Raw genomic sequence first — 22,672 nt, forward strand, 5'->3', positions numbered from 1 at the left:
TTCAAATTTGTAGAGTGCCGGCATTTAGCGACTACATCGTCTTTGCGGACGAAAGTGGAGATCACGGTCTTCAATCGATTGATCCGCAATTTCCCGTTTTTGCTTTGGTTTTTTGTATATTCGAAAAGAGCGCATATGCGGAAAATGTTGAGCCAGCCTTTCGGAGGCTGAAGTTCAAATACTTCGGTCATGACGCCGCGATTTTGCACGAGCGCGAAATCCGCAAGCAGGAGCCGCCGTTCGCTTTCTTTAAGAAAAGATTCCGCTCTCCGAGCAGCGTTCATGGCAGATGTCAGCGCGGTGATGGCGGATGCTCCATTTCGCGCATTTTGCGCGGTGATCGACAAGTTTAGGCACAAAGCACGGTATGTGAACCCCTGGAACCCATACGAGATTGCGATGCAGTTTTGTATGGAGAAGCTTAGCGACAAGCTGATACGCGAAGGGCAGGAGGGGCAGCTGACGCATGTTCTGTTCGAAGGGCGGGGACGGGAAGAGGACCGTCAGCTGGAACTGGAATTTCGGCGGATCGCCCAAAATGGCAAGCAATGGGGATGGCGTTCTGTTGACCTCATGAGAACGCCGCTTGAGCCCCTTTTCGTCCCTAAATCAGCCAATCTCGCAGGACATCAGCTTAGCGATATTATCGTACGGCCGATTGCGCTTCGCGCCCTTCGACCGGACCAGGCGAACCGGGCTTTCGATACCATCAAGGATCGCGTGTCCGCCCTGACGATCTTTCCATGAGTGCAAAACAAAAGGGCCCCGGAAACCCGAAGCCCTTTTGTCGACCGGGAAAGCCCAATCCTTGCTCGGTATGTAGGCCAAGAGCCAGACTGATACAAGCCGCAGCGCTACCTCGGCGTTACTCGTTCGGCATCCCCTTGTTCCGCCCCTGTGTCTTTGCCCGCCTAGCATGCTAAGGGCCGCCCCATGTCGAAATCCCTGAGCACAAGCGGTGCCATCGATCTGGATGGCGTTACCTATGATTGGCGTCTGCAACGCGAGCCTCATCTATCGGACGATGAGGGCTGGAAGGGGATGACCATCGCGGTTGCCCAGCGCGATGCCAAGCGCGAGGCGTGGCTGGAATTCCCGGCGCCCAAGCGGCTGCTCAAAGGGCTGCCACGCGGGCGTCTCCAATTGGACGATGCGACGATCACGCGCTGCGTCCGCTCCGCGCTCTCGGCCGGGTGGGACCCCTTGTCGCGGGGGAAGCCCGAGGTGTTCGTCGTCGATTCGGAAGGCAATTGAGCCGCCACGCGCGCGGGTGACGAGGGGCTAGCCCCGCTTCACCCGCGTGACATGCCCCATCTTGCGCCCCGGCCGGGCTTGGCCCTTGCCGTAGAGGTGGAGATGGGTGCCCGGCTCGGCGAGCAGTTCGGGCCAGCGATCGGCCTCGTCGCCGATCAGGTTCTCCATCTCGACATGGCTACCGGTCAGCGCGGTCGAGCCGAGCGGCAGGCCGCAGATCGCGCGGACATGGTTCTCGAACTGCGAGGTCTCGGCCCCCTCGATCGTCCAGTGGCCGCTATTATGCACGCGCGGCGCCATTTCGTTGAACACCGGACCCTGCTCGGTCGCGAAGAACTCGCAGGTCAGCACGCCGATATGGCCCAGCGCCTCGGCGACGCGGCCGGAAAGCGCTGCCGCCTCGGTCCAGTGACGCGCGATTTCGGCCGGGGCGGGCAGGGTGGAGCGGGCGAGGATGCCGTCCTTGTGCTCGTTCCAGGGCGGCGGATAGCTGGCCAGCGTGCCGTCGAGCCCGCGCACGGTGATGATCGAGAATTCGTGGCTGAAGGTGACGAAGCCTTCGAGGATCGCCGGGCGTTCGCCGATCGCTGCCCAGGCCGCCTCGGCTTCGGCGGCGTCGTGCAGCCGCACCTGGCCCTTGCCGTCATAGCCGAGCCGCAGCGTCTTGAGGATCGACGGCGCGCCGATCTTCGCGATCGCTTCGTGCAGCTCGTCGCGGGTGGTGACCAGCGCCCAGGGCGCGGTACGGCCACCGAGCTCGGCCACGAACGACTTCTCGTTGGCGCGGTCCTGCGCGATTTCCAGGCTCTTGGCGCCGGGCCGCACCGGAACCTTGCTGGCGAGATGCGCGACGGGGGCGAGCGCGACATTCTCGAACTCGTAGGTGATCACGTCGGCATGGCTCGCCAGTTCGTCGAGCACGATATGGCTGTGATAGTCGGCGCGGGTGAAGCTGGAAGCGGTCTGCGCCGCGATGCTTTCCTCGTCGGGAGCGAGGACATGGGTGCGATAGCCGAGATTGGCGGCCGCGACCGCGATCATACGGCCGAGCTGGCCGCCGCCGAGGATGCCGATGGTGGAGCCGGGGGGGAGGATGTCGCTCATGCCGGTTCCTCCGCGACGCTCTCGGTCTGCGCGGTGCGCCAGGCGATCAGCTTTTTGGTGAGGGCCGCGTCCGACGTGGCGAGGATTGCGGCGCCGAGCAATGCGGCGTTCTTGGCGCCCGCCTTGCCGATCGCCAGCGTGCCGACGGGAATGCCGCCGGGCATCTGGACGATCGAATAGAGGCTATCGAGCCCCTTCATCGTCTTGGATTCGACCGGCACGCCCAGCACCGGCAGATGCGTCATCGCCGCCGCCATGCCGGGGAGGTGCGCCGCCCCGCCGGCCCCGGCGATGATCACCTTGAGCCCGCGATCCGCCGCGCTGGTCGCATAGTCATACAGCCGCTGGGGCGTGCGGTGGGCGGAGACGACCTTGGTCTCGTGGGGCACGCCCAGCTCCTCGAGGATCGACGCGGCGTGGCGCATCGTCTCCCAATCGGAGGTGCTGCCCATGATGATGCCGATAAGAGGTGCGTCCGCCATTGCCTGCCCGACCGTGGAATGGAAGCGGGGTGTTAGTCAGGCGGCGCCCTTAGGGCAATGGGCTAGGAATCAAGTTCGAGCAGTTCCTGGCGGACATGGATCGCCTTGAGCGACATCCGCACCTCGACGAGGAAATAGAGCAGCCCCGCGATCAGCAGCAGCATCGAAATGATGAAGGCAACCGCGACCCAGATGCCGACATGGAGATTGGCGAGCCGCGAGACGAACATCAGCGCGACGACCATGCAGATGGCGAGCGCGCTGGCGGTGCACAGGAAGATCGCGTTGTTGATCACCGAGATGCGGCGATCGATGATGCGCAGTTCCCAGACATGGCGGTCATGCTCGGGGCCGCTGGAGCGCGGGTGCAGCTCCTCGATCACCCGCGCGCGATCGATGATGCGGGCGAGCCGGCCGACCATGGTGTTCAGGAACGCGCCGATGCCGGCGAGCAGGAACACTGGCGCGATCGCAGCCTGGATCGTATCCGAGACGGTGGAGAGATAGGGACCTTCCATGCATGCTCCTTATGCAAGCGGTGGTGCGCTGCGTGCAAGCAGGGGCTGCACCGGATGGTAACGGGTGAGCACGTAAGACGCTCGAATGGCCCCGCCGGTCCCCCGCCTCCACCGTCATCCCCGCGAAGGCGGGGACCCCTTGGTGGGAATGCCTGGGCTTCTTCCCAGCCCGTCCTGGCAAATGGATCCCCGCCTCCGCGGGGATGACGATCGGGTGGGGGAAGGGATATCCACCACCTTTGTACACGGCCTGGCGGACGCGCTGGACGCGGTTGCCGAACGTGCCGCGGAAAGCCACCGCTTCCTCCGGCGCGGGTGGTACGCCGCAGCGCTCCACGCCTATGGCGGCACAGCGCGGACGCTGGTGGTGGAGACCGTGGGCATGCCGGCGGCGGCGCTGCCCTTCGTCGCCAAGGGACCGCACTGGCTGGGTCTGGCGGAAATCCCCGGCTGCTACTGGCCGTTCCGCAGCTTCCCCGTGGCGGAAGGCGCGAGCGACGCGGCGGCGGATGCCCTGCTCGGCGCGCTGGTGCGGCAGGTGCGGGCGCTGCGGATCGGGCCGGTCGAGGACGGCGATCCCGCGCTCGACTGGCTGAAGGCACGCGCGCTGGCGACGGGATGGACGCTGCTCGATCGGCATGTGGCCGACAGCTTCCAGCTCGACATCGCAGCCGAGGACTGGCCGCGCGGATCGACGCTGCGCAAGAACCGGCATTTGGAGAAGCATCTCGCCGCCGCGGGCCCGCTCGCCTGGGAATGGGGACCGCCGGACGTCGACGCGCTCGCCGATATCGAGCGGCGCAGCTGGATCGCCGACCGCACCGACGGACGCGACGCCAAGTTCACCGCCGACGGGCACGGCGCCTTCTGGCAAGCGGTGTTGCACGATCCCGTGCTGGCGGACATGCTCTCCGCCGCGGTGCTGCGGATCGACGGGCGGCCGATGGCCTTCTCGTTCGACCTGGTCGCCGGCACGCGCTGTTACGCCATCGCCAACAGCTATGATCCGGCGGTGGCGAAGCAGTCGCCGGGCAAGCTGCTCCAGTATCGCAACCTGCTGCGCGCCCGCGAGCGCGGGGTGACGCTGGTCGATTGGGGCGCGGGCGACAGCGGCTACAAGCAGACCATGGGCGCGACCAGGGGCCCGGCGATCCGCGACTGGATCTTCGTTCGGCCGGGCTTGGACGCTTTCGCGGCGCGGTTGCTGCACGGCGTATGGCGCCGCAGCGGTCAGGCGGCGGGCGGCCAGGCCTGAGCGGCGAGTCGCTCGCGCAGCGCGAGGACGAGGATCGCGGTCTTCATGTCGGCCAGCGCGGCCATGCCCTCTGCCCAGAGATCGTCGAGCCGCATCTCGATCACCTCGATATCTTCATGGTCGTGCGCCAGCCCGCCGCCGGCGCCGGTGCGATCGGCCAGGCTGTAGGGCGCGAGATAGAGGCTCAGCCGCTCGGTGGAGACCGCCGGCATCGCGAAGAAATGGCCGACCAGATCGATCGTCCCCAGCGTGACGCCGCATTCCTCCACCGCTTCCCGGCGGGCGGTGGTGTCGGCATCCTCGCCCGGATCGATCCGCCCGGCGAGTGCCTCGTAGACCGGTTCGGTCTCGCCCCGGAAGAGCAGCGGCGGGCGCGACTGGCGGACCAGCAGCACGGTGCCGCGGTCAGCATCATAGGGCAGCACCGCGACGGCATCGCCGTGATCCTCGATCTGTCGGGTGATCAGGCTGCCGTCGGGGGTGCGCAGCGTCGCCAGCAGCAGCCGGCCCCAGCCTTGGTAGACCGTCTCGACGCTTTCGATGCGGTGGCCGGGCTCAGACCCGGACATAGCGGAAATACCACACCTCATGCCCCTGGCGTCGCGCCTTGCGCTCGTAGCGCGTCTCCGGCCAGTCGGCGGGGCGGGTGAGGAAGTCCTGCGCGGTTGTAGCCTGCCAGACGAAGTCCTTGCGCTGGCCCAGCACCATCATCGCCCAGCGGCAATAGGTGGGATCGTCGGTGCCGAGGCGGAACTCGCTGCCGGGCTTGAGCTTGGCGGCGATCAGGTCGAGCGGACCGTGGTTGACCATGCGCCGCTTGGCGTGGCGCGCCTTGGGCCAGGGATCGGGGTGAAGCAGGTAGACGCGGGACAGGCTGGCATCGGGCAGCCGCTCCATCACTTCCAGCGCGTCGCCCATGTGCAGGCGGACATTGGCGAGTTCGCCGTCGCGGATATAATTGAGCGCGCCGACAACGCCGTTGAGGAACGGCTCGCAGCCGATAAAGCCGTGATCAGGCCGCATCGACGCCTGGCCGGCGAGATGCTCGCCGCCGCCGAAGCCGATCTCGAATTCGAGCGGGCGATCGTCGCCGAACAGGGTCTGCGCATCGAGCGGGCCGGCATCGGGCACGCTCACCTGGGGCAGCAATGCCTCGACGAGCGCGGACTGGCCCTGGCGGAGCTTGTGGCCTTGGCGACGGCCATAGAGACGACGGAGGGTGACGGGATCTGCCATGGGGCGCAGCGCATAGTCGCGCCGCCGCGTGCTGGCAAATCCGGGGCGTTCAGGCGGCGAGGCGGGTGACGGCGACCGGGGCGGCCCAGCGGCGGACCGGGCGGGTGTAGCGGCGGACGCGCGGCGCGGCGCTCGGCGTTCCCTGGAAGTGGCGGAGACCGGCGGCGGCGGCAGCGCGTTGCTCGGCTTCCTCGGTGGGGACCGGTGCGATCACGGTGACGCCCATGCCGCGGGCGAGGCGCAGCACGCCTTCGATCAAACGGGCGCGGGCCGGGGCGGCCTCGAGATGGTGGACCAGCGCGGGCGCGAGGCGGATCAGCCGCGGCGAGCAATGGGCGAGCAGGCCGAGCGCCAGCGGACCGGCGGCGAAGTCGCTCAGGCCGATCATCATGCCGCGATCGGTGCAGGCGTGGATCATCGCGGCGGCGGCATCGCGGTCGGTCGATTCGTCGGCGCTGATCTCGACGACGATCTGGTCGAGCGGGAAGCGGTGGCGCAGCGCGGCGCGGAAGAGGTGGCCGAGCAGGCGATCGGGCGAACCGGCGTGGACCTGTACCGGCACCGCCAGCAGCGTGCCGGCATCGGCCAGTCCGGCCTGCGCGGCAGCGGCGAGCGCACGATCGAGACGGGCAGCTTCCAGTTCGGCGCGGTCCTCGCGCAGCAGGATCGCATCGACCGTGTGGAAGGCTTGGGGACGCGCCTGGATGCCGGCATGCCAGGCGAAGGGCTCGGTGCTGCCTTGCGCCGTGATCGGCTGCAGGTCGATCCGAAGATCCATCGTGGTGGCCATGGGGTGTGCTCCTCAACGCGATTCTTGTGAACCTGGAGCCTGGGTACCCAATTCGGCCGAACCCTCCCATTCCGTGCGTCTGCGCAGCGGATTCAAACGGTTGGGGAATCTACGGTGCTTGCATTCGACGACTGCAAACGATTCCGCGATTCGTGCCTCATGCCGCGGCGTTGAGGCGCAGCGAAGGGGCAGGCAGCGCGCCCACTTGCGGCAGCGCGATCAGGTCGCCCTGCATCAGCGTCACCTCCAGCGACCGCAGACGATCATGCTCGGCGCGAGTCGTGACACCTTCGGCGATCAGCCGGATGCGTCCCTTCTTGGCAATCTCGGCCACGCGCTCGACGACGATTCGCTTGGCCCAGCTGCTGCACAGGCTGTGGACCAGCTCGGGCGCGAGCTTGAGCGTGTCGGGGGTGAAGGCGGAAACCAGATCGAGGCCCATGTCACCCGCGCCGAAATCGTCGAACGCGATGAGGAAGCCGAGCTTGCGATAGGCTTTCATCAGCCGCAGCATCTTGTCGCTTTCGAGATGATCGCGGTCGCTGAACTCGAACACCAGTTCGCGCGCCGGGAAGCCGAGGCGGCGGACGATGCGCAGCATGCGATCGGCATCCGCGTCGGGATCGGTAATGTAGCTCGGCATCACCTTGATCGCGAGGCGGGTGTGGCGCTCGGTAATGCCGAGCTGCATTGCCTGCTCGATCGCGGCGACACGGCAGCGCAGATCGAAGGTGGGCCGTTTGTCCTCGGCGAGCGTCTCGACAAAGGCGGCGGGGCCTTCGCCGTCGGGGCCGCGGAACGTCGCCTCATAGGCGGTGACGATGAGGGTGGAGGTGTTGACGACCGGCTGGAACGCCATCGCGAACCAGTCCCGGCGAAGCGCTTCCTGAAGCGGAGCGGGGGCGATTTGGTCGAGCACGGGGCATCTCCAAGCTGGATCCCCTTGCATCGAATGGTAGGCGGAAGTGATTACCCGAGCGTTGATGGTGACGCTCGGGCTAACACCATATCAAGCCGCCGCGGCGGGGCGCTCGATCCGGGTGGGCGGCAGCATGCCGGGCATCGGCGGCGCGACCAGCTCGCCCTGGAGGTGGAAGATGCCGAAGCTGCGCAGGCGGCGCAGCACGCCCTCGTGGGCAACGCCGTCGGCGATCACGCGGATGCCGTGCTCGCGCAGGCGCGGCGCCAGTTCCTCGAGCATCAGCCGGCGCGACCAGCTGGCATCGATGCCGTTTACCAGGTCGGGGTCGAGCCGCACCATCGCCGGGCGATAGCGCACGCAGGGGCTGAAGCCGATCGGGTCGTGCCCCAGGCCGAGGAAGGCGGTGAGCGCACCGGCGCGGGTGTGGCCGTCGACCAGGTCGGCGAGCTGCTGGCCGGGCACGTCGGCAAAGCCGTGGATGCCGAAGATCATCCGCTCGGGAATCAGGCCGGTGCGCTGTCCGGCCAGGGTGGCGGCAGCTAGTGCCGCGTCGGCGGGGGCAACGCTTGGCGAATGGATCGGGATCAGCAGCCGCGCGGTGGTGGTGCCGAGCCCCATCTCCATCGCCTTGGTGACGGCGCCGGCGGCGACGCGGCGGTCGAGCTCGGCATGGCGCTCGGCGGGGATCTGGGCGAGGATCTCGTCGCCTTCCTCGCCGTCGGGGCCGCGCAGCACCGCCTCATAGGCGAAGACGCGGGACGTGATGACATCATGTACCGGCCGAAATGCAAGATGCAGGCCCGGTGCCGATGGTGCCTGCCAGTCCTCCGTGTCGAGAACCATTCCTACTCCCTCCGCTGCCCGCGTTAACCATGGCGGGCCCCACAAGCCCTTATAGGGCGCGCCCGTAACGAGCGGGTGGGAGGGCCATGAAAAAGCCCCGCGCGGCGGCTGCCGGCGGGGCTCTTTTCATCTTCGGATCAGAAGGACCGATCAGGCGGCGAGCGCGGCCTTCAGGTCCTCGACCAGATCGGTGCGCTCCCAGGGGAAGAAATCGCCCTCGGGCTTGCGGCCGAAGTGACCGTACGCAGCGGTCGGCTGGTAGATCGGCTTGTTGAGGCCCAGGTGCGTGCGGATGCCGCGCGGGGTGAGGCCGCCCAGCTTCTCGATGCCCTGGATCGCCTGCTCGATCTTGTCGTCGCCGACGGTGCCGGTGCCGTGGGTGTCGACATAGAGCGACAGCGGCTTCGACACGCCGATGGCGTAGGCGAGCTGGATCGTGCAGCGCTTGGCAAGGCCGGCCGCAACGATGTTCTTGGCGAGATAGCGGGTGATGTACGCCGCCGAACGGTCGACCTTGGTCGGGTCCTTGCCGCTGAACGCGCCGCCGCCGTGCGGGCTGGCGCCGCCATAGGTGTCGACGATGATCTTGCGGCCGGTCAGGCCGGCGTCACCGTCCGGGCCGCCGATTTCGAACGAGCCGGTCGGGTTGATGTGATACTCGGTCGCGTCCGACAGCAGCTCGGCCGGAAGCAGGTCGGCAACGACCTTCTTCACATAGGCGTGGAGCTCGGCCTCCTTCTCGCCCTGGTCATAACCGGCTGCGTGCTGGGTCGAGACGACCACGGCGGTCGCGGCGACCGGCTTGCCGTTCTCGAAGCGCAGGGTCACCTGGCTCTTGGCGTCGGGCTCGAGGAAGGGGGCCGCGCCCGAATGGCGGTCGGCGGCCATGCGCTCGAGGATCTTGTGGCTGTAGTAGAGCGTCGCCGGCATCAGGTCCGGGGTCTCGTCGCAGGCGAAACCGAACATGATGCCCTGGTCGCCGGCGCCTTCGTCCTTGTTGCCGCTCGCGTCCACGCCCTGCGCGATGTGCGCCGACTGCGCGTGCAGGTTGTTCTCGAAGCGGAAGGTCTGCCAGTGGAAGCCCGACTGCTCATAGCCGATGCGCTTCACCGTCTCGCGGACGGTCTTCTCGATCTCTTCCTGCGCGCCGGGGGCCCAGGCGCCGTCCTCGTACACGCCCTTGCAGCGGATTTCGCCGGCCAGGACGACCAGCTGGGTGGTGGTCAGCGTCTCGCAGGCGATACGCGCTTCGGGATCCTTCGACAGGAACAGGTCGACGATCGAGTCGGAAATCTGGTCGGCGACCTTGTCGGGATGACCCTCAGACACGGACTCGGACGTGAAGAGATAGTTGGAACGCATGTAAATTCCTCAGGTTGGGAAGGATCGCCGGGCCGTTGCCATGCCCATATAAAGCTTTCCTTATATGTGCTCCCTAGCGGGCGAAGCGCCGATATGCAATCGCGAACAACCCCGTAAGCACCGCGACGAGCAACACCATCCAGTTGCCGACCCGCGAGAACAGCGTCGGCGGCAGCGGGCGGGGCAGCGGCAGGCGGATCGCGCCGGCCTGGTTTGGTGGGATCGTGCCGAGCAGGCGGCCATGGCCGTCGATCAGCGCGGAGATGCCGGTGGGGGTGGCGCGCAGGATCGGCAGGCCCTCCTCGATCGCGCGCAGTCGGGCCTGGGCCAGGTGCTGCGGCGGACCCCAGCGGCCGAACCAGGCGTCGTTGGAGGGGTTGAACAGGAAGTCGGGCCGATGCGCCTCGTCCACCACCTGGCCCGAGAAGATGATCTCGTAGCAGATCTGGATGCCGGCGTTGCCGAAGCCGGGCACGGCAATCGCGCGCGGGCCGGGGCCGGGCAGGAAGTCGACATCGCCCATCACCAGCCGGGCGAGGCCGAGCGGGGCGAGCAGCGTGCGCATCGGCAGATATTCGCCGTACGGCACCAGATGCGCCTTGTCGTAGCGGCCGCCGAGCATGCCGTCGGGCCCTAGCGCCCAGACCGAGTTGCCGGCGCCCTGCAACTGGCTGGAACGATCGAACTCCAGCGCGTTGCCGCCGATCAGCGCCTGGTCCCACGGTCCCAGCATCGCGCCGATGCGCGCGCGTACCAAGCGCGGGTCCTGCCGATACCATTGTACCGGATAGCCGTCCTCGACGAAGTAATCGACCATCCCCTCGGGCCAGACGACGAGGCGGGGCAGCGCACCGGGCTTGCCGCTGAGCGCGATCATCCGGTTGAGGAGGAACTCGGCATAATCGGGGCGGCTGACTGCGTCCTGGCCGATATTGGGCTGGACGATCACCACTTCCTTGCCGCTCGCGGTGCTGATGCAGCGGATCTGGTCGCAGCGATCGGACCAGCCTAGGCCCAGCGCGAGCAGCGCCACCGCCTCGACGAGCAGCGGGCGATACTGGCGCTGGAAGGCGAGATAGAGGCTGCCGGCGACCGCGATCGTCACGCCCGACAGCGCATAGGTGCCGATCAGCGTCGCGAGGTTGCGCACCCCCGGCACCGGCACCCAGATCACGCCCAGCGGGTTCCACGGATAGCCGGTGAACGCCACCCCGCGCAGCCATTCCGTGACGATCCAGGCAGCGCTCCCTGCAAGGACATAGCCGAGGTCCGGCTCGACCCAGCCCGAGCGGGGCTTCACCTTGCGCGCGAAGGCCCAGGCCGTGCCCATCGCCAGCGCCGGATAGACGGCGAGGTACAGCGCCAGCAGTACGACCGCGGCATAGCCGAGCGCGGGCGGCATCTTGTCCTGAAAGTCGAAGGCGTGCTGGATCCAGTTGTCGCCCAGCGTGAAATGGCCCAGCCCGAACAGCCATGTGCGGAACAGCGCGCCGCGGAGCGTCGGCGCGGCATGGACCAGCGCGAACAGCCCGGCGAAGCAGAGCAGGGTGAGCGGCCACCATTCCAGCGGCGCGAAGCCGGTGGCGGAGGCGATGCCGAGAAGGAGCGAGGCGAGCAGCGGACGGCGAAACATCGCGGGCGGGCCTACACGATGCACGGGGCGAGGGGGAGGGGCGTTGCGCCCCAGGTCCGCCACTACACTGGATCGCCTGTCGCGTTCGCTTAGGCGTGCAACCAGTCCGCCGTGAGCTCGCCGCTATGCCCTTCCGGCGCCAGTGCCGCACGGAGCGCTTCGAGCAGCGGCGGCAGCGCCTGCGTGAAGGCATAGGGCGGATTGACGATGAACAGGCCGGCGCCGTTATAGATGCCGGGCATGTCGGCATCGTAGAGCCAGTGCTCCACCGACAGGAATTTCGGGATGCCGAGCCTGCGTAACTTGTTCTTCCATTGCTGGTGCGTCGCGCGGTCCTTCAGCGGATACCAGATCACGGTCACGCCATGCGCCCATTTGCGGTGCGCTGCGGCGAGGGTGGCGGTGATGCGTTCGCGCTCGTCGGTCTGCTCATAGGGCGGATCGACCACCACCACGCCGCGCGGCGTTCGGGTCGGCAGCATCGCCAGCCACAGCTCATAGGCATCGCGCTCGTGGACGGCAGCCGGCGACCCGCGCATCGCGCTGCGCAGGACCTGCGCGTCCTCGGGATGCTTTTCGTTGAGGATCAACAGGTCCTGCGGCCGCAGCAGCTGCGCCAGGAACTGCGGCGAGCCGGGATAGAGGTGCGGTTCCGCCCCCGCGTTCACCGCCCGCACGGCGGCCCGATAGTCCTCCAGCAAGGGGTGTGCGTCGGCAAAGGCGCGCAGCACGCCATGGGCGGCTTCGCCGGTGCGCTGGGCCTGCTCGCCGCCAAGGTCGTAGAGGCCGCAGCCGGCATGGGTGTCGATCAGGGTCAGCGCGCCCGGCTTTTGCTGCAAGGCGCGGACAAGGGCGATCAGCAGGCTGTGCTTCACGACATCGGCGCTGTTGCCGGCATGGAAGGAATGGCGATAGTTCATTGAAAATCCAAAACCCGGCCGATTGGTCTTTGTTCGCGTTGCGGGGCGAGGAAGCCGATCGCGACGCGATGGATGCACTCCCTCCTCCGGCCTATGCGCCGGGTGAAGGGCACCCCCTCTGCGCATCGCCTCAAATCAGCTTTCGCGGCCGGCGGCAACCGGCAGCAGGTACGTCCGCGATAACCCCATGCCGCGAGCCGTTTCACCCGCTCGCGCCAAAGCGGATCAACGACGTTGCGTGCGATCGGAAGCAGAGACCTCCTCGAACCGCCCCGGCGCGATCCCCGCGACGGACCAGTCGCCGATCGACCAGCGGACCAGCCGCAGCGTGGGCAAGCCGACCGCCGCGGTCATCCGGCGCACCTGCCGGTTGCGCCCTTCGCGGATGGTGATCTTCAGCCAAGCGTCGGGGATCGACTTGCGCTGGCGGATCGGCGGATCGCGCAGCCACAAATCCGGCGCATCGATCCGCGCGGCCTCCGCAGGCAGGGTCATGCCGTCGTTGAGCAGAACGCCCTGCCGCAAACGCGCGAGTTCCGCTTCCTGCGGATCGCCTTCGACCTGCACCAGATAGGTCTTGGGCATCTTGAAGCGCGGATCGGCGATGCGCGCCTGCAGCCGCCCGTCGTCGCACAGTAGCAGCAGACCCTCGCTGTCCCGATCGAGCCGCCCGGCGGGGTAGACGCCCTTCACCTGGATGAAGTCCGACAAGGTCGACCGCACCGTCGGCGATCCGCGGTCGGTAAATTGCGACAGGACCCCGAAGGGCTTGTTGAACAGAAGCAGCCGGGGCATCGCGCGCTCATAGCGCCGGGCGGCGGCGATGTCTCGTGGCGGATCGGCCGCGAGCAGGGGAAGACACGCTTGCGGCTGTTCCAACATCCAGCCGTTGAAGCAGAGGGGGGCTGCATCGGCGGGTGCGTCCATCACGTGCCAGTTCCGGAACGATCGTAATCTCGACCGCTGGCGCGCATCCGATTGGACGGCAGTGTTCAAGTCGAGGTGGAGCATCGTTGAACAGCGCAGGGAGAGCGGCCGTTCGCGTGGCTGGACCCTTCAACGCAGGTTTGACGACCGCCCAAACGGGTGGCTATCCATCGTATAGAGCGTTCCGTGGATTGGACATCGGCAGAAGTCGTCGTCCCGATTTGGAGGGGGCACCTGACGCGAAAGATCATTTGGAGCGCGATCGGAGGGACCCTCCTGCTCTACATTGCAGGCCTGACATGGCTGCACGTGAACCAGCGATCCTACATCTATCCTGGGGCAACTGGTCATGGCGCAAAGACGCTCGCCGATCCGGAAATGGTTAGCCTCAGGACGCCCGATGGGCTCGTTCTGCGTGCAATGTACCGGCCCGCTAGGAATGGGCGGCCGACGATCGTTTTTTTCCATGGAAACGGCGACACCACCGCGGGTAGCAGAGTAGCAACCCAAGCCTTCGCCCGGGCTGGGTACGGCCTGCTCCTGCCCGAGTATCGAGGCTACGCCGGCAACCCTGGATCGCCCAGTGAGGAAGGATTGTACAAGGACGGCAGAGCTGCACTTCAGTGGCTTTTGGGCCATGGCGTTCAGGGGCCGCAGATAGTTCTGATGGGCAACTCGCTGGGATCGGGGGTCGCCACCGAAATGGCCGCGGAGCATCGGGTCGCTGCACTCGTCCTTGTTTCCGGCTTCACCAGCATGGTCGATGTGGTCCGAAGGCAACTGCCGTTCGTGCCGGCTGGCCTGCTCGTGCGCGACCGCTTCGATAACGAGCAGAAACTGGCAAAGATCGGCTGCCCCACGCTGATCTTGCATGGTGAAGCGGATACGCTCATTCCCGCGTCCCAAGGTGCTGCGCTGGCAGCAGCAAGCGGACACGCTCGCCTCGACATCATCCCCGCCAAAGGACATGAGTTGGCCTATACAGCCATCTCGCAAGATCGCACGCTTGTGTGGCTGGCAAGCATCGCCAATCAGCGACCCGGCTTTGGCAGGACAGCTGCACCAAATAACAAGCAAGTTGCGTGAAACGGCCGCAACGATAGGCTGCCAGGCGATCAATCTTCTGCCGGCCAATTGTGTAAACTGGGCGTGAACTGTCGGTCAGCCCTACTATGTGCGGCCCAATCCGTTCGCTGCGGCGGCACCTCGGTATTCGCGAGATGCTTGCCGTCGCGCTATAGCCTCGTTTGGCCCCATCCCCGGAGTTGCGGGCCTGCCGGGGCACAACCCCCGGCAGACCCGTCCCCCGCGCTTGCGCGCTGCGGGAAGCACGAGAGGGGGTTAACCCGCGCCGCCCGTTTCAAACCGTTCCTTTCGCGGCCGGACCAAGGTCGGTTGCCGGTCGCTCGACCGGCCGCGCCGGCCGATGGCAGTGATGGCAGAAGGCGAAATCGAACAAATGGCTGAGCACCCAAGCCTGCTCGGCCACGTTCCATTCCGCCCACGCCTCGCGTGTCACCCCCAAGCGGCCGCAATGTTCACAGGCGACTTCCAGCGGCGTATCGACGGGGGTGATCCGCGCGTTCATCACGCGACCCCTTGTATCGAATGGCGTCGGGATTGCGGCGGAGACCTGCTCCGAAGCGGATCAACCCGCGGGTGCGGGGGCGGCAGCCTCGGCGGCGGTGCGGGCCTGCACCGCCATGGCGCGGCACATGCGGTGGAGCGCCTCGCTCATCTGGCGTGCGGTTTCGGGTTCTATGCCCGGATCGGCGGCGAGCGCACGGTCCATCGCGTGCGCCCATTGCGCCGCGGTCTGCGCGGTAACGGCAAGCTGGCGGTGGAAGCCCATGATGCACATGCCGGGACGCGCCTCGAACCAGTCGCGCGGGCCGCCGAGCCAGGCGACCAGGAATCGGGTGAGCGAGTGGCGGAGCGCGGTCAGGTCCGGCTGGTGCATCGCGTGGAGCGCCGCATAGGCGGGGTCCTGCTCGACCAGGTCGTAGAAGCGGTCGACGATGGCGCGGACGGAGTCTTCGCCGCCGACGCGGTCGAAGGGCAGGGACGATTCGGACATGGCGCCCGCCATAGCCGAAACCGGCGCGGGCGGGTTGACCGGAATCAACGGGAAGCCGCCCCTCCGCAAGGAGGGGCGGCGGACCCGATCAGAAGTGCGCGATCACACCCGCCATCGGGCGGAAGCTCTTCGCATCGCTGAACGTGTTCATCTCGAGGCGCAGGCGCAGGCCGCTGCGGCCGGTGATGCCGCCCAGGCCGATGTCCTTCGGGCCGACCTCGACGCCGATGCCGTAGGTCATCGCGTGATAGTCACGATTGGTGTCGGCGACCTTGTCGAAATTGACCCACTGATAGCCGACCTTGCCGTAGATCAGGCCGCTGTCGCCCGCGCGCAGGCCGAAACGCCCGGCAACGCCATATTCCCAATCGATGTCGCCGCTGACGCCCTTGGCGACGTTGCCTTCGGCACCAACGAACACCGGGCCGAGCGGCACGTTCATGCCCGCCACGCCCTGCACGAGCGCGCCATCGAGGCGATACTTGTTCGGCGGGATCGGGATGCCGGCGTTGGGCTGACGATCGAAGCGCTCCCAGCCGCCGAGCACGCCGACATAGGGCTCGATGCCGAAGGCCTTGGAGCCGTCCGGCGCGCGCGGGCCATCCTCCTGCGCGGCGGTGGTGGTCGTCTCCATCGTGCCGGCACCGGTGGTGGTGTCCTGCGCGAAGGCGGGGACGGCGAAGGGGAGCGCGGCAGCAGCTGCCGCGACGGCGATGATCTTACGCATGGGGGGATAACCTCTACGCTGGTGAAACACACATCTCCCGGCGCTGGTCCGCTGCAACAGGCGGGACGGCCGGAGATGGGCGCACAATGCCCGGGCTACGGCCAAGGTTGCATCGCCAAGAAGCATTTGCGGCAAAGGTGTTGCACTGCGGCAACGGTTCCTGTCGCCCCGATGAACAAACGTTTCGATAGGCGCCGGCGGAATCAGCCCTTGGGCTGGACATCCGCCGGCACGGGAGTCAGCTCATAGACGTCGACGCTCCCGGGCACCGCACCGGGGATTGCCAGCCGCCAGCGGAAGGTGCCGAAACGCTCGACCATGCCCACCACGTCGCGCGCGCCGGGATTGCCATAGCCGATGTCGTTCGCGCCCGGCTTGGCCTGGCGGGCGCCGAGGAACACGTAGCGCTTGCCGTCCGGGAACACATAGCCCGCGACGATGTCGGTGCCGGTCTGCTTGGCGAGACCGAGCGGTGCGTCGTCCTTCGGCTCGTTCGAGGCGGAGATGTAGCAGAAGCCGGCAGGGCTCGGCTGCACCAGCGCCCGGCCGGCGGGTCCCGGCTTCAGGTGCAGCGTGCGGCAACGATAGGAGCCGGGCGGCAGCGCCGGATGCGGCTGGCCGGCATCGGGATCGAGCACCGCGCCCTGCAGCTTGCGCACCGGCGCGCGGACGTTCTCGTAGAGCTGGCGCCAGCTGGCGGGCAGGTTCTCGAGCCGCGGCATGTCGGCCTGGGCGATGCGGGTGCGCCACAGCGGCGGAGGCGGCGGCATCTCGACGACCGCGATCGGACGAAGCTCCGTTTTGGTCGTGCTTGCCTGACAGCCGGCGAGCATGGGCAGAGCGAGCATCGCAAAGGCGAGCCGGTGCATGATACTTCCCCTGTGAGTCTTTGGCCGTGTGAACCTGGGGAGGCGCTATGCCGCGACGCTCCCGACAGGCAAAGTCGTAAAGGAAGGTTAACGAAAAGTAAAAGCTGCGGTGGGCGTGCGGTCTGGTGCGGCGAACCGAAGCAATCCGCCGTATCCTACCGACGGATGGCCCGAACCGGCCGCCCCGGCTCTTGGAACCGCGGCCAAGAAGGGCCATTACGCTGCATCAAGGACATGGCCGGGAGATTGAACATGAAGGCTTGGGGAATCGGCGCGAGTGCAGCGGTCATCGGCCTGCTGCTGGGCGGCTGCGCGACCAAGGCGCAGAACGCGCGCTATATGGCAGGCCATTTCCGCGCGCAGGCGGAACTGCACGATGCCGGCGGCAAGGTGGTCGGCACCGCGGTGGCCGAGCAGGTCGAGGGATCGATTCGCGTGCTGGTCGACGTGAACGGCATCTCGCCCGGGCCGCACGGCGTGCATGTGCACACCACCGGCGTCTGCACGCCGCCGGACTTCACCAGCGCGGGCGGGCACTGGAACCCGGGTGCCACCAAGCACGGCAAGGAAAACCCGATGGGCCCCCATGCCGGCGACCTGCCCAACATGAAGGTCGACGAGAAGGGCCATGGCCGTTTGAGCTTCACGCTGGCCGGCGGCAGCTTCGACCAGCTGATGGACCAGGACGGCGCGGCGCTGGTCGTCCATGCCGGCGAGGACGATTACAAGAGCGACCCCGCGGGCAACAGCGGCGGCCGCATCGCCTGCGGCGTGTTCCAGACGGTCTGAGCTACCATTTGAAATTCGCGGAAGCGCGAATTTCAAGGCGGCACCGGCCCGCTCCCCCACCCACCCAACGGCAATATTCTATGGGTGGCCGGGTGGGGGAGCGGGCCGGTGCCGCGAAACGCGCTACTGCGCGTTTTAAACTCGTCACACCGCCTCGCCGGCGGCGCGGGCGCGGGCAAGCTTGCTCGCCTCCGCCGCCGGCAGCAGCCGATAGGCGCCCCAGATCGCCGCCAGTGCCAGCGGCACGCTGGCGAGCAGCGCCAGCACGCCCGTGGCCAGATCGCCGGTGAGCGTCGCGATCCGCCCGGCGCAATAAGGCCCGAGTGCAAGGCCGATCAGCGTCGTGCCGATGAAGAAGGCGGCGGTGGCGGTGCCGCGCATCCGCGGCAGCACCAGGTCCTGGGTCGTGGCGGCGGCCGCGCCCAGCCCGCCGCAGATCAGGAACTGGGCGAGCGGCAGCATCACATAGGCGGTGGTGAGGTCGCGTGCGGTGAACAGCAGCACGATCGGTAGGATCGGCGCGACGCAGGCGAAGAGCAGCACGTGAAGGCGCCCCACCGCGCTGCGGGCGCGCAGGGCATCGGCGATGCGCCCGGCGATCGTCACGCCGAGGAACCCCGCCAGCGCCACCGGCGCGCCGATCCAGAAGCCGAGCGACCCCAGCTGCTCGGGCGGAATGTCGAAGGCGCGGCGGATGAAGCTCGGTGCGAAGCCCGCCATCGCATAGGCGAGGAAGGTGTTGAGGCCATAGGCCAGCACCACGCAGAGAAAGGCGGGGGTGCCGACGATCAGCGCATAGGTCGGCGGGTCGCGCCGCTTGAGCGCGGTCGCCCAGCTGAACACGGCATAGGCGCCGATCCCCACCGCGATCCATTGCGCGGGCGGCTCGCCCAGATGGACGAGCAGCGCGACCAGCCCGGCGACCAGCGCGAGCACGGCAAGGTTGCGCGCCAGCGCGGCGGTCCCCAGCCGCGCCGCCCCGATCAGCGTGAAGGGCGGGATGATCGTCAGCAGCTCCTGGAAAAAGGCGCGGAACGGGGCGGGGTGGGGCGGGGTCGCCATGCCTTCGGAAAGCCCGCGCGGCGGCTCGCGCAGGGTCACGATCCACGCGGCCACCAGCAGCCCCGGCACGCCGACCGCGAGGAACGCCGCCTGCCAGCCGACCAGCCCCAGCGGTCCACCGCCCGGATAGGCCTGGTTCCAGCGCTGGACGATCAGCGCGCCGAGGAACAGCGACAGGCCGCCGCCGAGATAGACGCCCGAGGAATAGAGCGCGAGCGCGGTGGCACGCAGGCGCTTGGGGAACCAGTCGGAGATCAACGAATAGGCCGCAGGCCCGGCGGTCGCCTCGCCGATGCCCACGCCCATCCGCGCCAGCCCCAGCACCAGCCCGGTGCGGGCGAACCCGGAAAGCGCGGTCATGCTCGACCATAGCGCGAGGCCAAGGGTCATCAGCCGCACCCGGTGCCAGTTGTCGGCCAGCCGGCCCAGCGGGATGCCGAACAGCGCATAGAACACGCCGAAGGCCGTGCCGTAGAGGAAGCCGATATCCTGGTCGCGCAGGCCCAGGTCGCGCTTGATGTCGTCGGCGAGGATCGCGACGATCTGGCGATCGACGAAGTTGAGGATATAGACGAGCAGCAGCAGCGAGAGCACGTACCACGCATAGGGGGTCGCCTTGGCCCCATCGGGCGTTGGGGGCATGCTGGCCATATCCTCTCCTTCGGCGTTGTGCGTGCCGTTGCCAGCCAGGCTAGCAGAGCGTACCCGTTTTACGAAAGGATGATTTCGACGATGGCCGAACCGGCATTCCTGTTCGTCTGCTTGGGCAATATCTGCCGCTCGCCGCTGGCCGAGGCGGCATTCCGCGCGGCGGCGGCGGATGCCGGCGTGGCGGTGGTCGCCGATTCGGCGGGGACCGGTGGCTGGCATGCCGGCGAGCAGCCCGATCGCCGCTCGATCGCGGTCGCGGCGAAGCATGGCATCGACATCACCGGCCAGCGCGCCCGCCAGGTGACGCGCGAGGATTTCGAGCGGTTCGACCACATCCTCGCGCTCGACCCCCAGAACCTTGCCGACCTCCGCCGGATCGCGCCGAAGGGTGCGCGCGCCCGGCTGCGGCTGCTGCTCGACGCGGTACCCGGCTGGGAAGGCCGCGCGGTCGACGATCCCTATTATGGCGGGCCGGAAGGCTTCGACCGCACCTGGGACGAGGTGCGCGCGGCGGCCGACCGGCTGGTGGAAGAACTCGTACAAACGCGTTGAACAAACCGAAGGAGAGGGACCCATGGCATTCACCGGACGCGAACTGCGCTCGACGCTGAGCGAGGACGGCACGCTGCGCCTGTCGCTGGAGCAGGCGACCTATGGCGAACCCGCCGCGGACGAGGTGATCGTCCGCATCGAGGCGGCGCCGATCAACCCCAGCGATCTCGGGCTGCTGCTCGGCCCGGCACAGGTCGATACGCTGCGCCAGGAGGGCGATGCGCTGCTGTTCGAGGTGCAGAAGGGGCGGCTGGGCAGCATGAAGGCGCGGCTCGGCCAGTCGATGCCGGTGGGCAATGAGGGCGCCGGCACGGTCGTGGCCGCCGGGGCCGAAGCCGCGGCGCTGATGGGCAAGCGGGTCGCTGCCGTGGGCGGCGCGATGTTCGCCGATTACCGGGTGCTCAAGGCGCGCGACGTCGTCGAACTGCCCGAGGGTACCGCGGCGGCGGACGGTGCGGCGATCTTCGTCAATCCGCTGACCGCGCTCGGCTTCGTCGAGACGATGCGGCGCGACGGGCACAGCGGAATCGTCCACACCGCCGCTGCCTCGAACCTGGGGCAGATGCTCCAGAAGATCTGCCTCGCCGACGGGGTGCCGCTGGTCAACATCGTCCGCTCCGAGGAACAGGCGGCGATCCTGCGCGACATCGGCGCCACCCATGTGGTGAACAGCCGCGACGAGGATTTCCGCGGGCGGCTTACCGATGCGGTGGCCGAGACTGGCGCCACCGTGGCCTTCGACGCGATCGGCGGCGGTACGCTGGGCAGCGACATCCTCCAGGCGATGGAGGCGGCGGCGGTGCGCAAGATGACCGAATATAGCCGCTATGGATCCGAACAGTTCAAGCAGCTCTATATCTACGGCGCGCTCGACATGGCGCCGACCACGCTCAACCGGCTGGCGTTCGGCTTCCAGTGGAGCGTCTCGGGCTGGCTGCTGACGCCGTTCCTGCGCCGCGCGGGCATGGCGACGCTGGGGGCGATGCGCCAGCGCATCCTCGCCGAGCTCACCACCACCTTCGCCAGCCGCTACACCCGCACCATCGGGCTGGCCGAAACGCTGCAGCCGGACGTGCTGCGCGCCTATGAGCGCAAGGCGACCGGAGAGAAGTTCCTGATCGATCCCGGGCGGGGGTGACCCGGGCGACTCTCTCATTTCGGGTTGAGGGTTTCAGACAAATTGTTTCCGACGCATGTCAGAATGAACTTTTTCAACCTCTTGCCCTCTACAATGCAGCTGGGTGGGCTCAACGCGGGACTGGCGGAGGAAGGCCGGCATCCGACGGGTTAGGGACGAACATGCTGCACTGGTTGGAAGTAAAGGCTCCCATTCGGGAGAAACTGAAGGTCACCTTCGGCGCGATGGTCGGGATCATGGTGGTCCTGGCGGTGCTCAATCTGGTGCTGCCGCATTGGGTGATGCTGGGGCTCAACGTGGTGGTGATCGCCACCGCCTTCGTGCTGACCCGCATGTTCGCGCGCGTGATCGCCGATCCCTATGTCGCGACGGTCGTGCGGATGGAGGGACTCGCCGCCGGCGACCTCGCCGCGCCGATCGCGCATACAGACTATGAGGATTGCGTCGGCCGCATCTCGCGCGGGATGCTCATCTTCCGCGACGCCGCCGTCGCGCAGCGCGAGGCTGCCGCGCAGCAGGCCGAAGTGGTGCGGGTGCTGGGCCAGTCGCTCGAGCGGCTCGCCAAGGGCGACCTGACCGCGGACGTGACCGCCGATTTCCCCGGCGCCAATGCGGTGCTCAAGACCAATTTCAACGAAGCGCTGGCCTCGCTGCGCGAACTGGTACGCTCGGTCGCGACCTCGGCGGAGACGATCAGCACCGGCTCTGCCGAAATCGCGGTTGCCTCCGAGGACTTGTCGCGTCGTACCGAAAGCGCGGCGTCGAGCCTGCAGGAGACGGTCCAGTCGATCAGCGAGATGGACAAGCGCCTGCGCAGCACGGCTGGCAGCGCCAGCCAGACCGTGGCGCGCGCGGACGGGGCGATCGCCTCGGTCCAGGCCGGCCGCGACGTCGCCGACGAGGCGGTGTCGGCGATGAGCCGCGTGTCGGAAAGCGCCAAGGGCATCGACGACGTGATCGAGGGCCTCGACAAGATCGCCTTCCAGACGCGGGTTCTGGCGATGAACGCCGCCGTGGAAGCGGGCCGTGCCGGTGAGGCGGGGCGTGGCTTCGCGGTGGTCGCGGATCTCGTCTCCGCCCTCGCCATGCGCGCCGAAGAGGAAGCCGGGCGCGCGCGCGACCAGTTGACCACCACCCAGGCCGATGTCACCGCCGCGGTGGGCATGGTCCAGCGCGTCGACGGCGCCTTTGCCGCGATCGCCACGGATGTCCGCGAAGTGCACGACCTGCTCGGCAGCATGGCGACCGCGAACCAGGCCCAGGCCTCGTCGATCGGCGAGATCAGCACCGCGGTCACGGTGATGGATCAGGCGACCCAGCAGAATGCCGCGATGGTCGAGGAGACCTCCGCCGCCGCGCGCAGCCTGAGCCGCGAAGTCGAGGCGCTGAAGCGTTCGGCCCATGCCTTCAACGTCGGCGAAACGCACAATCCGCGGATGAGCCTGCCGCTGCAGCGCCCGAACCTCTCGAAGCGCAGCGGCACTGGCGGCCGCGCCGCACCGGCGCCCGCTCCCGCCATGGCGGACGGCGACTGGGCGTCGTTCTGACGACGCCCGCCCGG

Annotated in this window: 26 protein-coding genes; 9 read left to right on the plus strand and 17 right to left on the minus strand. The window is 67.8% G+C overall.

From position 1 onward, the window contains the following. The first annotated feature begins 14 nt into the window (after positions 1-14). The 3 genes from ABIC65_RS06860 (at position 15) to ABIC65_RS06870 (ending at position 1,254) form a co-directional block, all read left to right on the plus strand. Positions 15-353, plus strand: coding sequence for a DUF3800 domain-containing protein (locus ABIC65_RS06860; RefSeq protein ID WP_354307678.1), 339 nt, complete (start codon positions 15-17; stop codon positions 351-353). After that, on the plus strand, positions 337-747 hold the full coding sequence (locus ABIC65_RS06865; protein WP_354307795.1) for a DUF3800 domain-containing protein: 411 nt from the start codon (positions 337-339) through the stop codon (positions 745-747). The genes ABIC65_RS06860 and ABIC65_RS06865 overlap by 17 nt, the downstream gene beginning before the upstream one ends. Before the next feature lie 186 nt (positions 748-933). Further along, complete coding sequence (locus ABIC65_RS06870; protein ID WP_064310305.1) at positions 934-1,254, plus strand: hypothetical protein; 321 nt, start codon at positions 934-936, stop codon at positions 1,252-1,254. Positions 1,255-1,281: 27 nt separating this feature from the next. Here ABIC65_RS06870 and ABIC65_RS06875 read toward each other — a convergent pair whose 3' ends face one another. From ABIC65_RS06875 to ABIC65_RS06885, 3 genes are all read right to left on the minus strand, one after another. Further along, on the minus strand, positions 1,282-2,358 hold the full coding sequence (locus ABIC65_RS06875) for a 5-(carboxyamino)imidazole ribonucleotide synthase (RefSeq protein ID WP_354307680.1): 1,077 nt from the start codon (positions 2,356-2,358) through the stop codon (positions 1,282-1,284). Beyond that, complete coding sequence (gene purE / locus ABIC65_RS06880; RefSeq protein ID WP_354307681.1) at positions 2,355-2,840, minus strand: 5-(carboxyamino)imidazole ribonucleotide mutase; 486 nt, start codon at positions 2,838-2,840, stop codon at positions 2,355-2,357. The genes ABIC65_RS06875 and purE overlap by 4 nt, the downstream gene beginning before the upstream one ends. A gap of 62 nt (positions 2,841-2,902) precedes the next feature. After that, positions 2,903-3,358 (minus strand): DUF2721 domain-containing protein, encoded by a 456-nt coding sequence (locus ABIC65_RS06885; RefSeq protein WP_354307682.1) that lies wholly within the window; start codon positions 3,356-3,358, stop codon positions 2,903-2,905. A 181-nt stretch (positions 3,359-3,539) separates the two neighbouring features. Here ABIC65_RS06885 and ABIC65_RS06890 point away from each other — a divergent pair, with 181 nt between their 5' ends. Beyond that, entirely contained in the window at positions 3,540-4,613 is a 1,074-nt protein-coding gene (locus ABIC65_RS06890; protein ID WP_354307684.1) for a GNAT family N-acetyltransferase, read from the plus strand. Here ABIC65_RS06890 and ABIC65_RS06895 read toward each other — a convergent pair. From ABIC65_RS06895 to ABIC65_RS06935, 9 genes are all read right to left on the minus strand, one after another. Next, entirely contained in the window at positions 4,589-5,182 is a 594-nt protein-coding gene (locus tag ABIC65_RS06895) for an NUDIX hydrolase (RefSeq protein ID WP_354307685.1), read from the minus strand. The genes ABIC65_RS06890 and ABIC65_RS06895 overlap by 25 nt on opposite strands. Further along, positions 5,169-5,849, minus strand: a complete 681-nt coding sequence (trmB, locus tag ABIC65_RS06900) for a tRNA (guanine(46)-N(7))-methyltransferase TrmB (protein ID WP_354307687.1) — start codon at positions 5,847-5,849, stop codon at positions 5,169-5,171. Before trmB ends, ABIC65_RS06895 begins: the two co-directional genes overlap by 14 nt. A gap of 49 nt (positions 5,850-5,898) precedes the next feature. Next, positions 5,899-6,639: an EAL domain-containing protein gene (locus ABIC65_RS06905; RefSeq protein ID WP_354307688.1), complete on the minus strand. Its 741-nt coding sequence runs from the start codon at positions 6,637-6,639 to the stop codon at positions 5,899-5,901. A 157-nt stretch (positions 6,640-6,796) separates the two neighbouring features. Continuing rightward, positions 6,797-7,558 (minus strand): EAL domain-containing protein, encoded by a 762-nt coding sequence (locus ABIC65_RS06910; RefSeq protein WP_354307689.1) that lies wholly within the window; start codon positions 7,556-7,558, stop codon positions 6,797-6,799. 90 nt (positions 7,559-7,648) lie between these two features. After that, on the minus strand, positions 7,649-8,404 hold the full coding sequence (locus ABIC65_RS06915) for an EAL domain-containing protein (protein ID WP_354307691.1): 756 nt from the start codon (positions 8,402-8,404) through the stop codon (positions 7,649-7,651). Positions 8,405-8,554: 150 nt separating this feature from the next. After that, positions 8,555-9,766 carry a methionine adenosyltransferase gene (metK, locus tag ABIC65_RS06920; protein ID WP_354307692.1) on the minus strand — a complete coding sequence of 404 codons (1,212 nt, stop codon included), beginning with the start codon at positions 9,764-9,766 and terminating at the stop codon, positions 8,555-8,557. A 73-nt stretch (positions 9,767-9,839) separates the two neighbouring features. Continuing rightward, the gene (gene lnt, locus ABIC65_RS06925) at positions 9,840-11,399 is read right to left on the minus strand and encodes an apolipoprotein N-acyltransferase (protein WP_354307693.1); all 1,560 of its coding nucleotides are present in this window, start codon (positions 11,397-11,399) and stop codon (positions 9,840-9,842) included. A gap of 89 nt (positions 11,400-11,488) precedes the next feature. Further along, positions 11,489-12,319, minus strand: coding sequence for a 23S rRNA (adenine(2030)-N(6))-methyltransferase RlmJ (locus ABIC65_RS06930; RefSeq protein WP_354307695.1), 831 nt, complete (start codon positions 12,317-12,319; stop codon positions 11,489-11,491). Between the two features lie 225 nt (positions 12,320-12,544). Beyond that, entirely contained in the window at positions 12,545-13,114 is a 570-nt protein-coding gene (locus ABIC65_RS06935) for a pseudouridine synthase (protein WP_354307796.1), read from the minus strand. Positions 13,115-13,666: 552 nt separating this feature from the next. Here ABIC65_RS06935 and ABIC65_RS06940 point away from each other — a divergent pair. After that, complete coding sequence (locus ABIC65_RS06940; protein ID WP_354307798.1) at positions 13,667-14,332, plus strand: alpha/beta hydrolase; 666 nt, start codon at positions 13,667-13,669, stop codon at positions 14,330-14,332. A 274-nt stretch (positions 14,333-14,606) separates the two neighbouring features. On the opposite strand, the gene ABIC65_RS06945 is transcribed toward ABIC65_RS06940, so the two are convergent. The 4 genes from ABIC65_RS06945 to ABIC65_RS06960 all read right to left on the minus strand — a co-directional run bounded on the left by ABIC65_RS06945 (position 14,607) and on the right by ABIC65_RS06960 (position 16,919). Continuing rightward, positions 14,607-14,834, minus strand: a complete 228-nt coding sequence (locus ABIC65_RS06945; RefSeq protein WP_354307696.1) for a hypothetical protein — start codon at positions 14,832-14,834, stop codon at positions 14,607-14,609. 60 nt (positions 14,835-14,894) lie between these two features. Next, the gene (locus ABIC65_RS06950) at positions 14,895-15,323 is read right to left on the minus strand and encodes a globin (protein ID WP_354307697.1); all 429 of its coding nucleotides are present in this window, start codon (positions 15,321-15,323) and stop codon (positions 14,895-14,897) included. Positions 15,324-15,411: 88 nt separating this feature from the next. Next, complete coding sequence (locus ABIC65_RS06955) at positions 15,412-16,050, minus strand: outer membrane protein (RefSeq protein ID WP_354307699.1); 639 nt, start codon at positions 16,048-16,050, stop codon at positions 15,412-15,414. A gap of 203 nt (positions 16,051-16,253) precedes the next feature. Then, positions 16,254-16,919: a DUF4893 domain-containing protein gene (locus ABIC65_RS06960; RefSeq protein WP_354307700.1), complete on the minus strand. Its 666-nt coding sequence runs from the start codon at positions 16,917-16,919 to the stop codon at positions 16,254-16,256. 252 nt (positions 16,920-17,171) lie between these two features. Here ABIC65_RS06960 and ABIC65_RS06965 point away from each other — a divergent pair, with 252 nt between their 5' ends. After that, positions 17,172-17,708 (plus strand): superoxide dismutase family protein, encoded by a 537-nt coding sequence (locus ABIC65_RS06965; protein ID WP_354307702.1) that lies wholly within the window; start codon positions 17,172-17,174, stop codon positions 17,706-17,708. 144 nt (positions 17,709-17,852) lie between these two features. Here ABIC65_RS06965 and ABIC65_RS06970 read toward each other — a convergent pair whose 3' ends face one another. Continuing rightward, on the minus strand, positions 17,853-19,421 hold the full coding sequence (locus ABIC65_RS06970) for an MFS transporter (RefSeq protein ID WP_354307703.1): 1,569 nt from the start codon (positions 19,419-19,421) through the stop codon (positions 17,853-17,855). A gap of 81 nt (positions 19,422-19,502) precedes the next feature. Between ABIC65_RS06970 and ABIC65_RS06975 the strand changes: the two genes are divergently transcribed. From ABIC65_RS06975 to ABIC65_RS06985, 3 genes are all read left to right on the plus strand, one after another. Continuing rightward, positions 19,503-19,973 (plus strand): low molecular weight protein-tyrosine-phosphatase, encoded by a 471-nt coding sequence (locus tag ABIC65_RS06975; RefSeq protein WP_354307705.1) that lies wholly within the window; start codon positions 19,503-19,505, stop codon positions 19,971-19,973. A gap of 22 nt (positions 19,974-19,995) precedes the next feature. Beyond that, positions 19,996-21,111, plus strand: coding sequence for a zinc-binding dehydrogenase (locus tag ABIC65_RS06980; RefSeq protein WP_354307706.1), 1,116 nt, complete (start codon positions 19,996-19,998; stop codon positions 21,109-21,111). 161 nt (positions 21,112-21,272) lie between these two features. Continuing rightward, positions 21,273-22,658, plus strand: coding sequence for a methyl-accepting chemotaxis protein (locus ABIC65_RS06985; protein ID WP_354307707.1), 1,386 nt, complete (start codon positions 21,273-21,275; stop codon positions 22,656-22,658). The last annotated feature ends 14 nt before the right edge of the window (positions 22,659-22,672 follow it).

The sequence above is a fragment of the Sphingomonas trueperi genome (genome assembly GCF_040545665.1).
GTDB lineage: Bacteria > Pseudomonadota > Alphaproteobacteria > Sphingomonadales > Sphingomonadaceae > Sphingomonas > Sphingomonas trueperi_B.

Bases quoted from the DNA above. Each gene is read 5' to 3' on its own strand.
- ABIC65_RS06870 (WP_064310305.1), top strand. From the start codon at position 934: ATGTCGAAATCCCTGAGCACAAGCGGTGCCATCGATCTGGATGGCGTT.
- ABIC65_RS06875 (WP_354307680.1), bottom strand. From the start codon at position 2,358: ATGAGCGACATCCTCCCCCCCGGCTCCACCATCGGCATCCTCGGCGGC.
- purE (WP_354307681.1), bottom strand. From the start codon at position 2,840: ATGGCGGACGCACCTCTTATCGGCATCATCATGGGCAGCACCTCCGAT.
- ABIC65_RS06885 (WP_354307682.1), bottom strand. From the start codon at position 3,358: ATGGAAGGTCCCTATCTCTCCACCGTCTCGGATACGATCCAGGCTGCG.
- ABIC65_RS06890 (WP_354307684.1), top strand. From the start codon at position 3,540: ATGGATCCCCGCCTCCGCGGGGATGACGATCGGGTGGGGGAAGGGATA.
- ABIC65_RS06895 (WP_354307685.1), bottom strand. From the start codon at position 5,182: ATGTCCGGGTCTGAGCCCGGCCACCGCATCGAAAGCGTCGAGACGGTC.
- trmB (WP_354307687.1), bottom strand. From the start codon at position 5,849: ATGGCAGATCCCGTCACCCTCCGTCGTCTCTATGGCCGTCGCCAAGGC.
- ABIC65_RS06905 (WP_354307688.1), bottom strand. From the start codon at position 6,639: ATGGCCACCACGATGGATCTTCGGATCGACCTGCAGCCGATCACGGCG.
- ABIC65_RS06915 (WP_354307691.1), bottom strand. From the start codon at position 8,404: ATGGTTCTCGACACGGAGGACTGGCAGGCACCATCGGCACCGGGCCTG.
- metK (WP_354307692.1), bottom strand. From the start codon at position 9,766: ATGCGTTCCAACTATCTCTTCACGTCCGAGTCCGTGTCTGAGGGTCAT.
- lnt (WP_354307693.1), bottom strand. From the start codon at position 11,399: ATGTTTCGCCGTCCGCTGCTCGCCTCGCTCCTTCTCGGCATCGCCTCC.
- ABIC65_RS06930 (WP_354307695.1), bottom strand. From the start codon at position 12,319: ATGAACTATCGCCATTCCTTCCATGCCGGCAACAGCGCCGATGTCGTG.
- ABIC65_RS06935 (WP_354307796.1), bottom strand. From the start codon at position 13,114: ATGCCCCGGCTGCTTCTGTTCAACAAGCCCTTCGGGGTCCTGTCGCAA.
- ABIC65_RS06940 (WP_354307798.1), top strand. From the start codon at position 13,667: ATGTACCGGCCCGCTAGGAATGGGCGGCCGACGATCGTTTTTTTCCAT.
- ABIC65_RS06945 (WP_354307696.1), bottom strand. From the start codon at position 14,834: ATGAACGCGCGGATCACCCCCGTCGATACGCCGCTGGAAGTCGCCTGT.
- ABIC65_RS06950 (WP_354307697.1), bottom strand. From the start codon at position 15,323: ATGTCCGAATCGTCCCTGCCCTTCGACCGCGTCGGCGGCGAAGACTCC.
- ABIC65_RS06955 (WP_354307699.1), bottom strand. From the start codon at position 16,050: ATGCGTAAGATCATCGCCGTCGCGGCAGCTGCTGCCGCGCTCCCCTTC.
- ABIC65_RS06960 (WP_354307700.1), bottom strand. From the start codon at position 16,919: ATGCACCGGCTCGCCTTTGCGATGCTCGCTCTGCCCATGCTCGCCGGC.
- ABIC65_RS06965 (WP_354307702.1), top strand. From the start codon at position 17,172: ATGAAGGCTTGGGGAATCGGCGCGAGTGCAGCGGTCATCGGCCTGCTG.
- ABIC65_RS06970 (WP_354307703.1), bottom strand. From the start codon at position 19,421: ATGGCCAGCATGCCCCCAACGCCCGATGGGGCCAAGGCGACCCCCTAT.
- ABIC65_RS06975 (WP_354307705.1), top strand. From the start codon at position 19,503: ATGGCCGAACCGGCATTCCTGTTCGTCTGCTTGGGCAATATCTGCCGC.
- ABIC65_RS06980 (WP_354307706.1), top strand. From the start codon at position 19,996: ATGGCATTCACCGGACGCGAACTGCGCTCGACGCTGAGCGAGGACGGC.
- ABIC65_RS06985 (WP_354307707.1), top strand. From the start codon at position 21,273: ATGCTGCACTGGTTGGAAGTAAAGGCTCCCATTCGGGAGAAACTGAAG.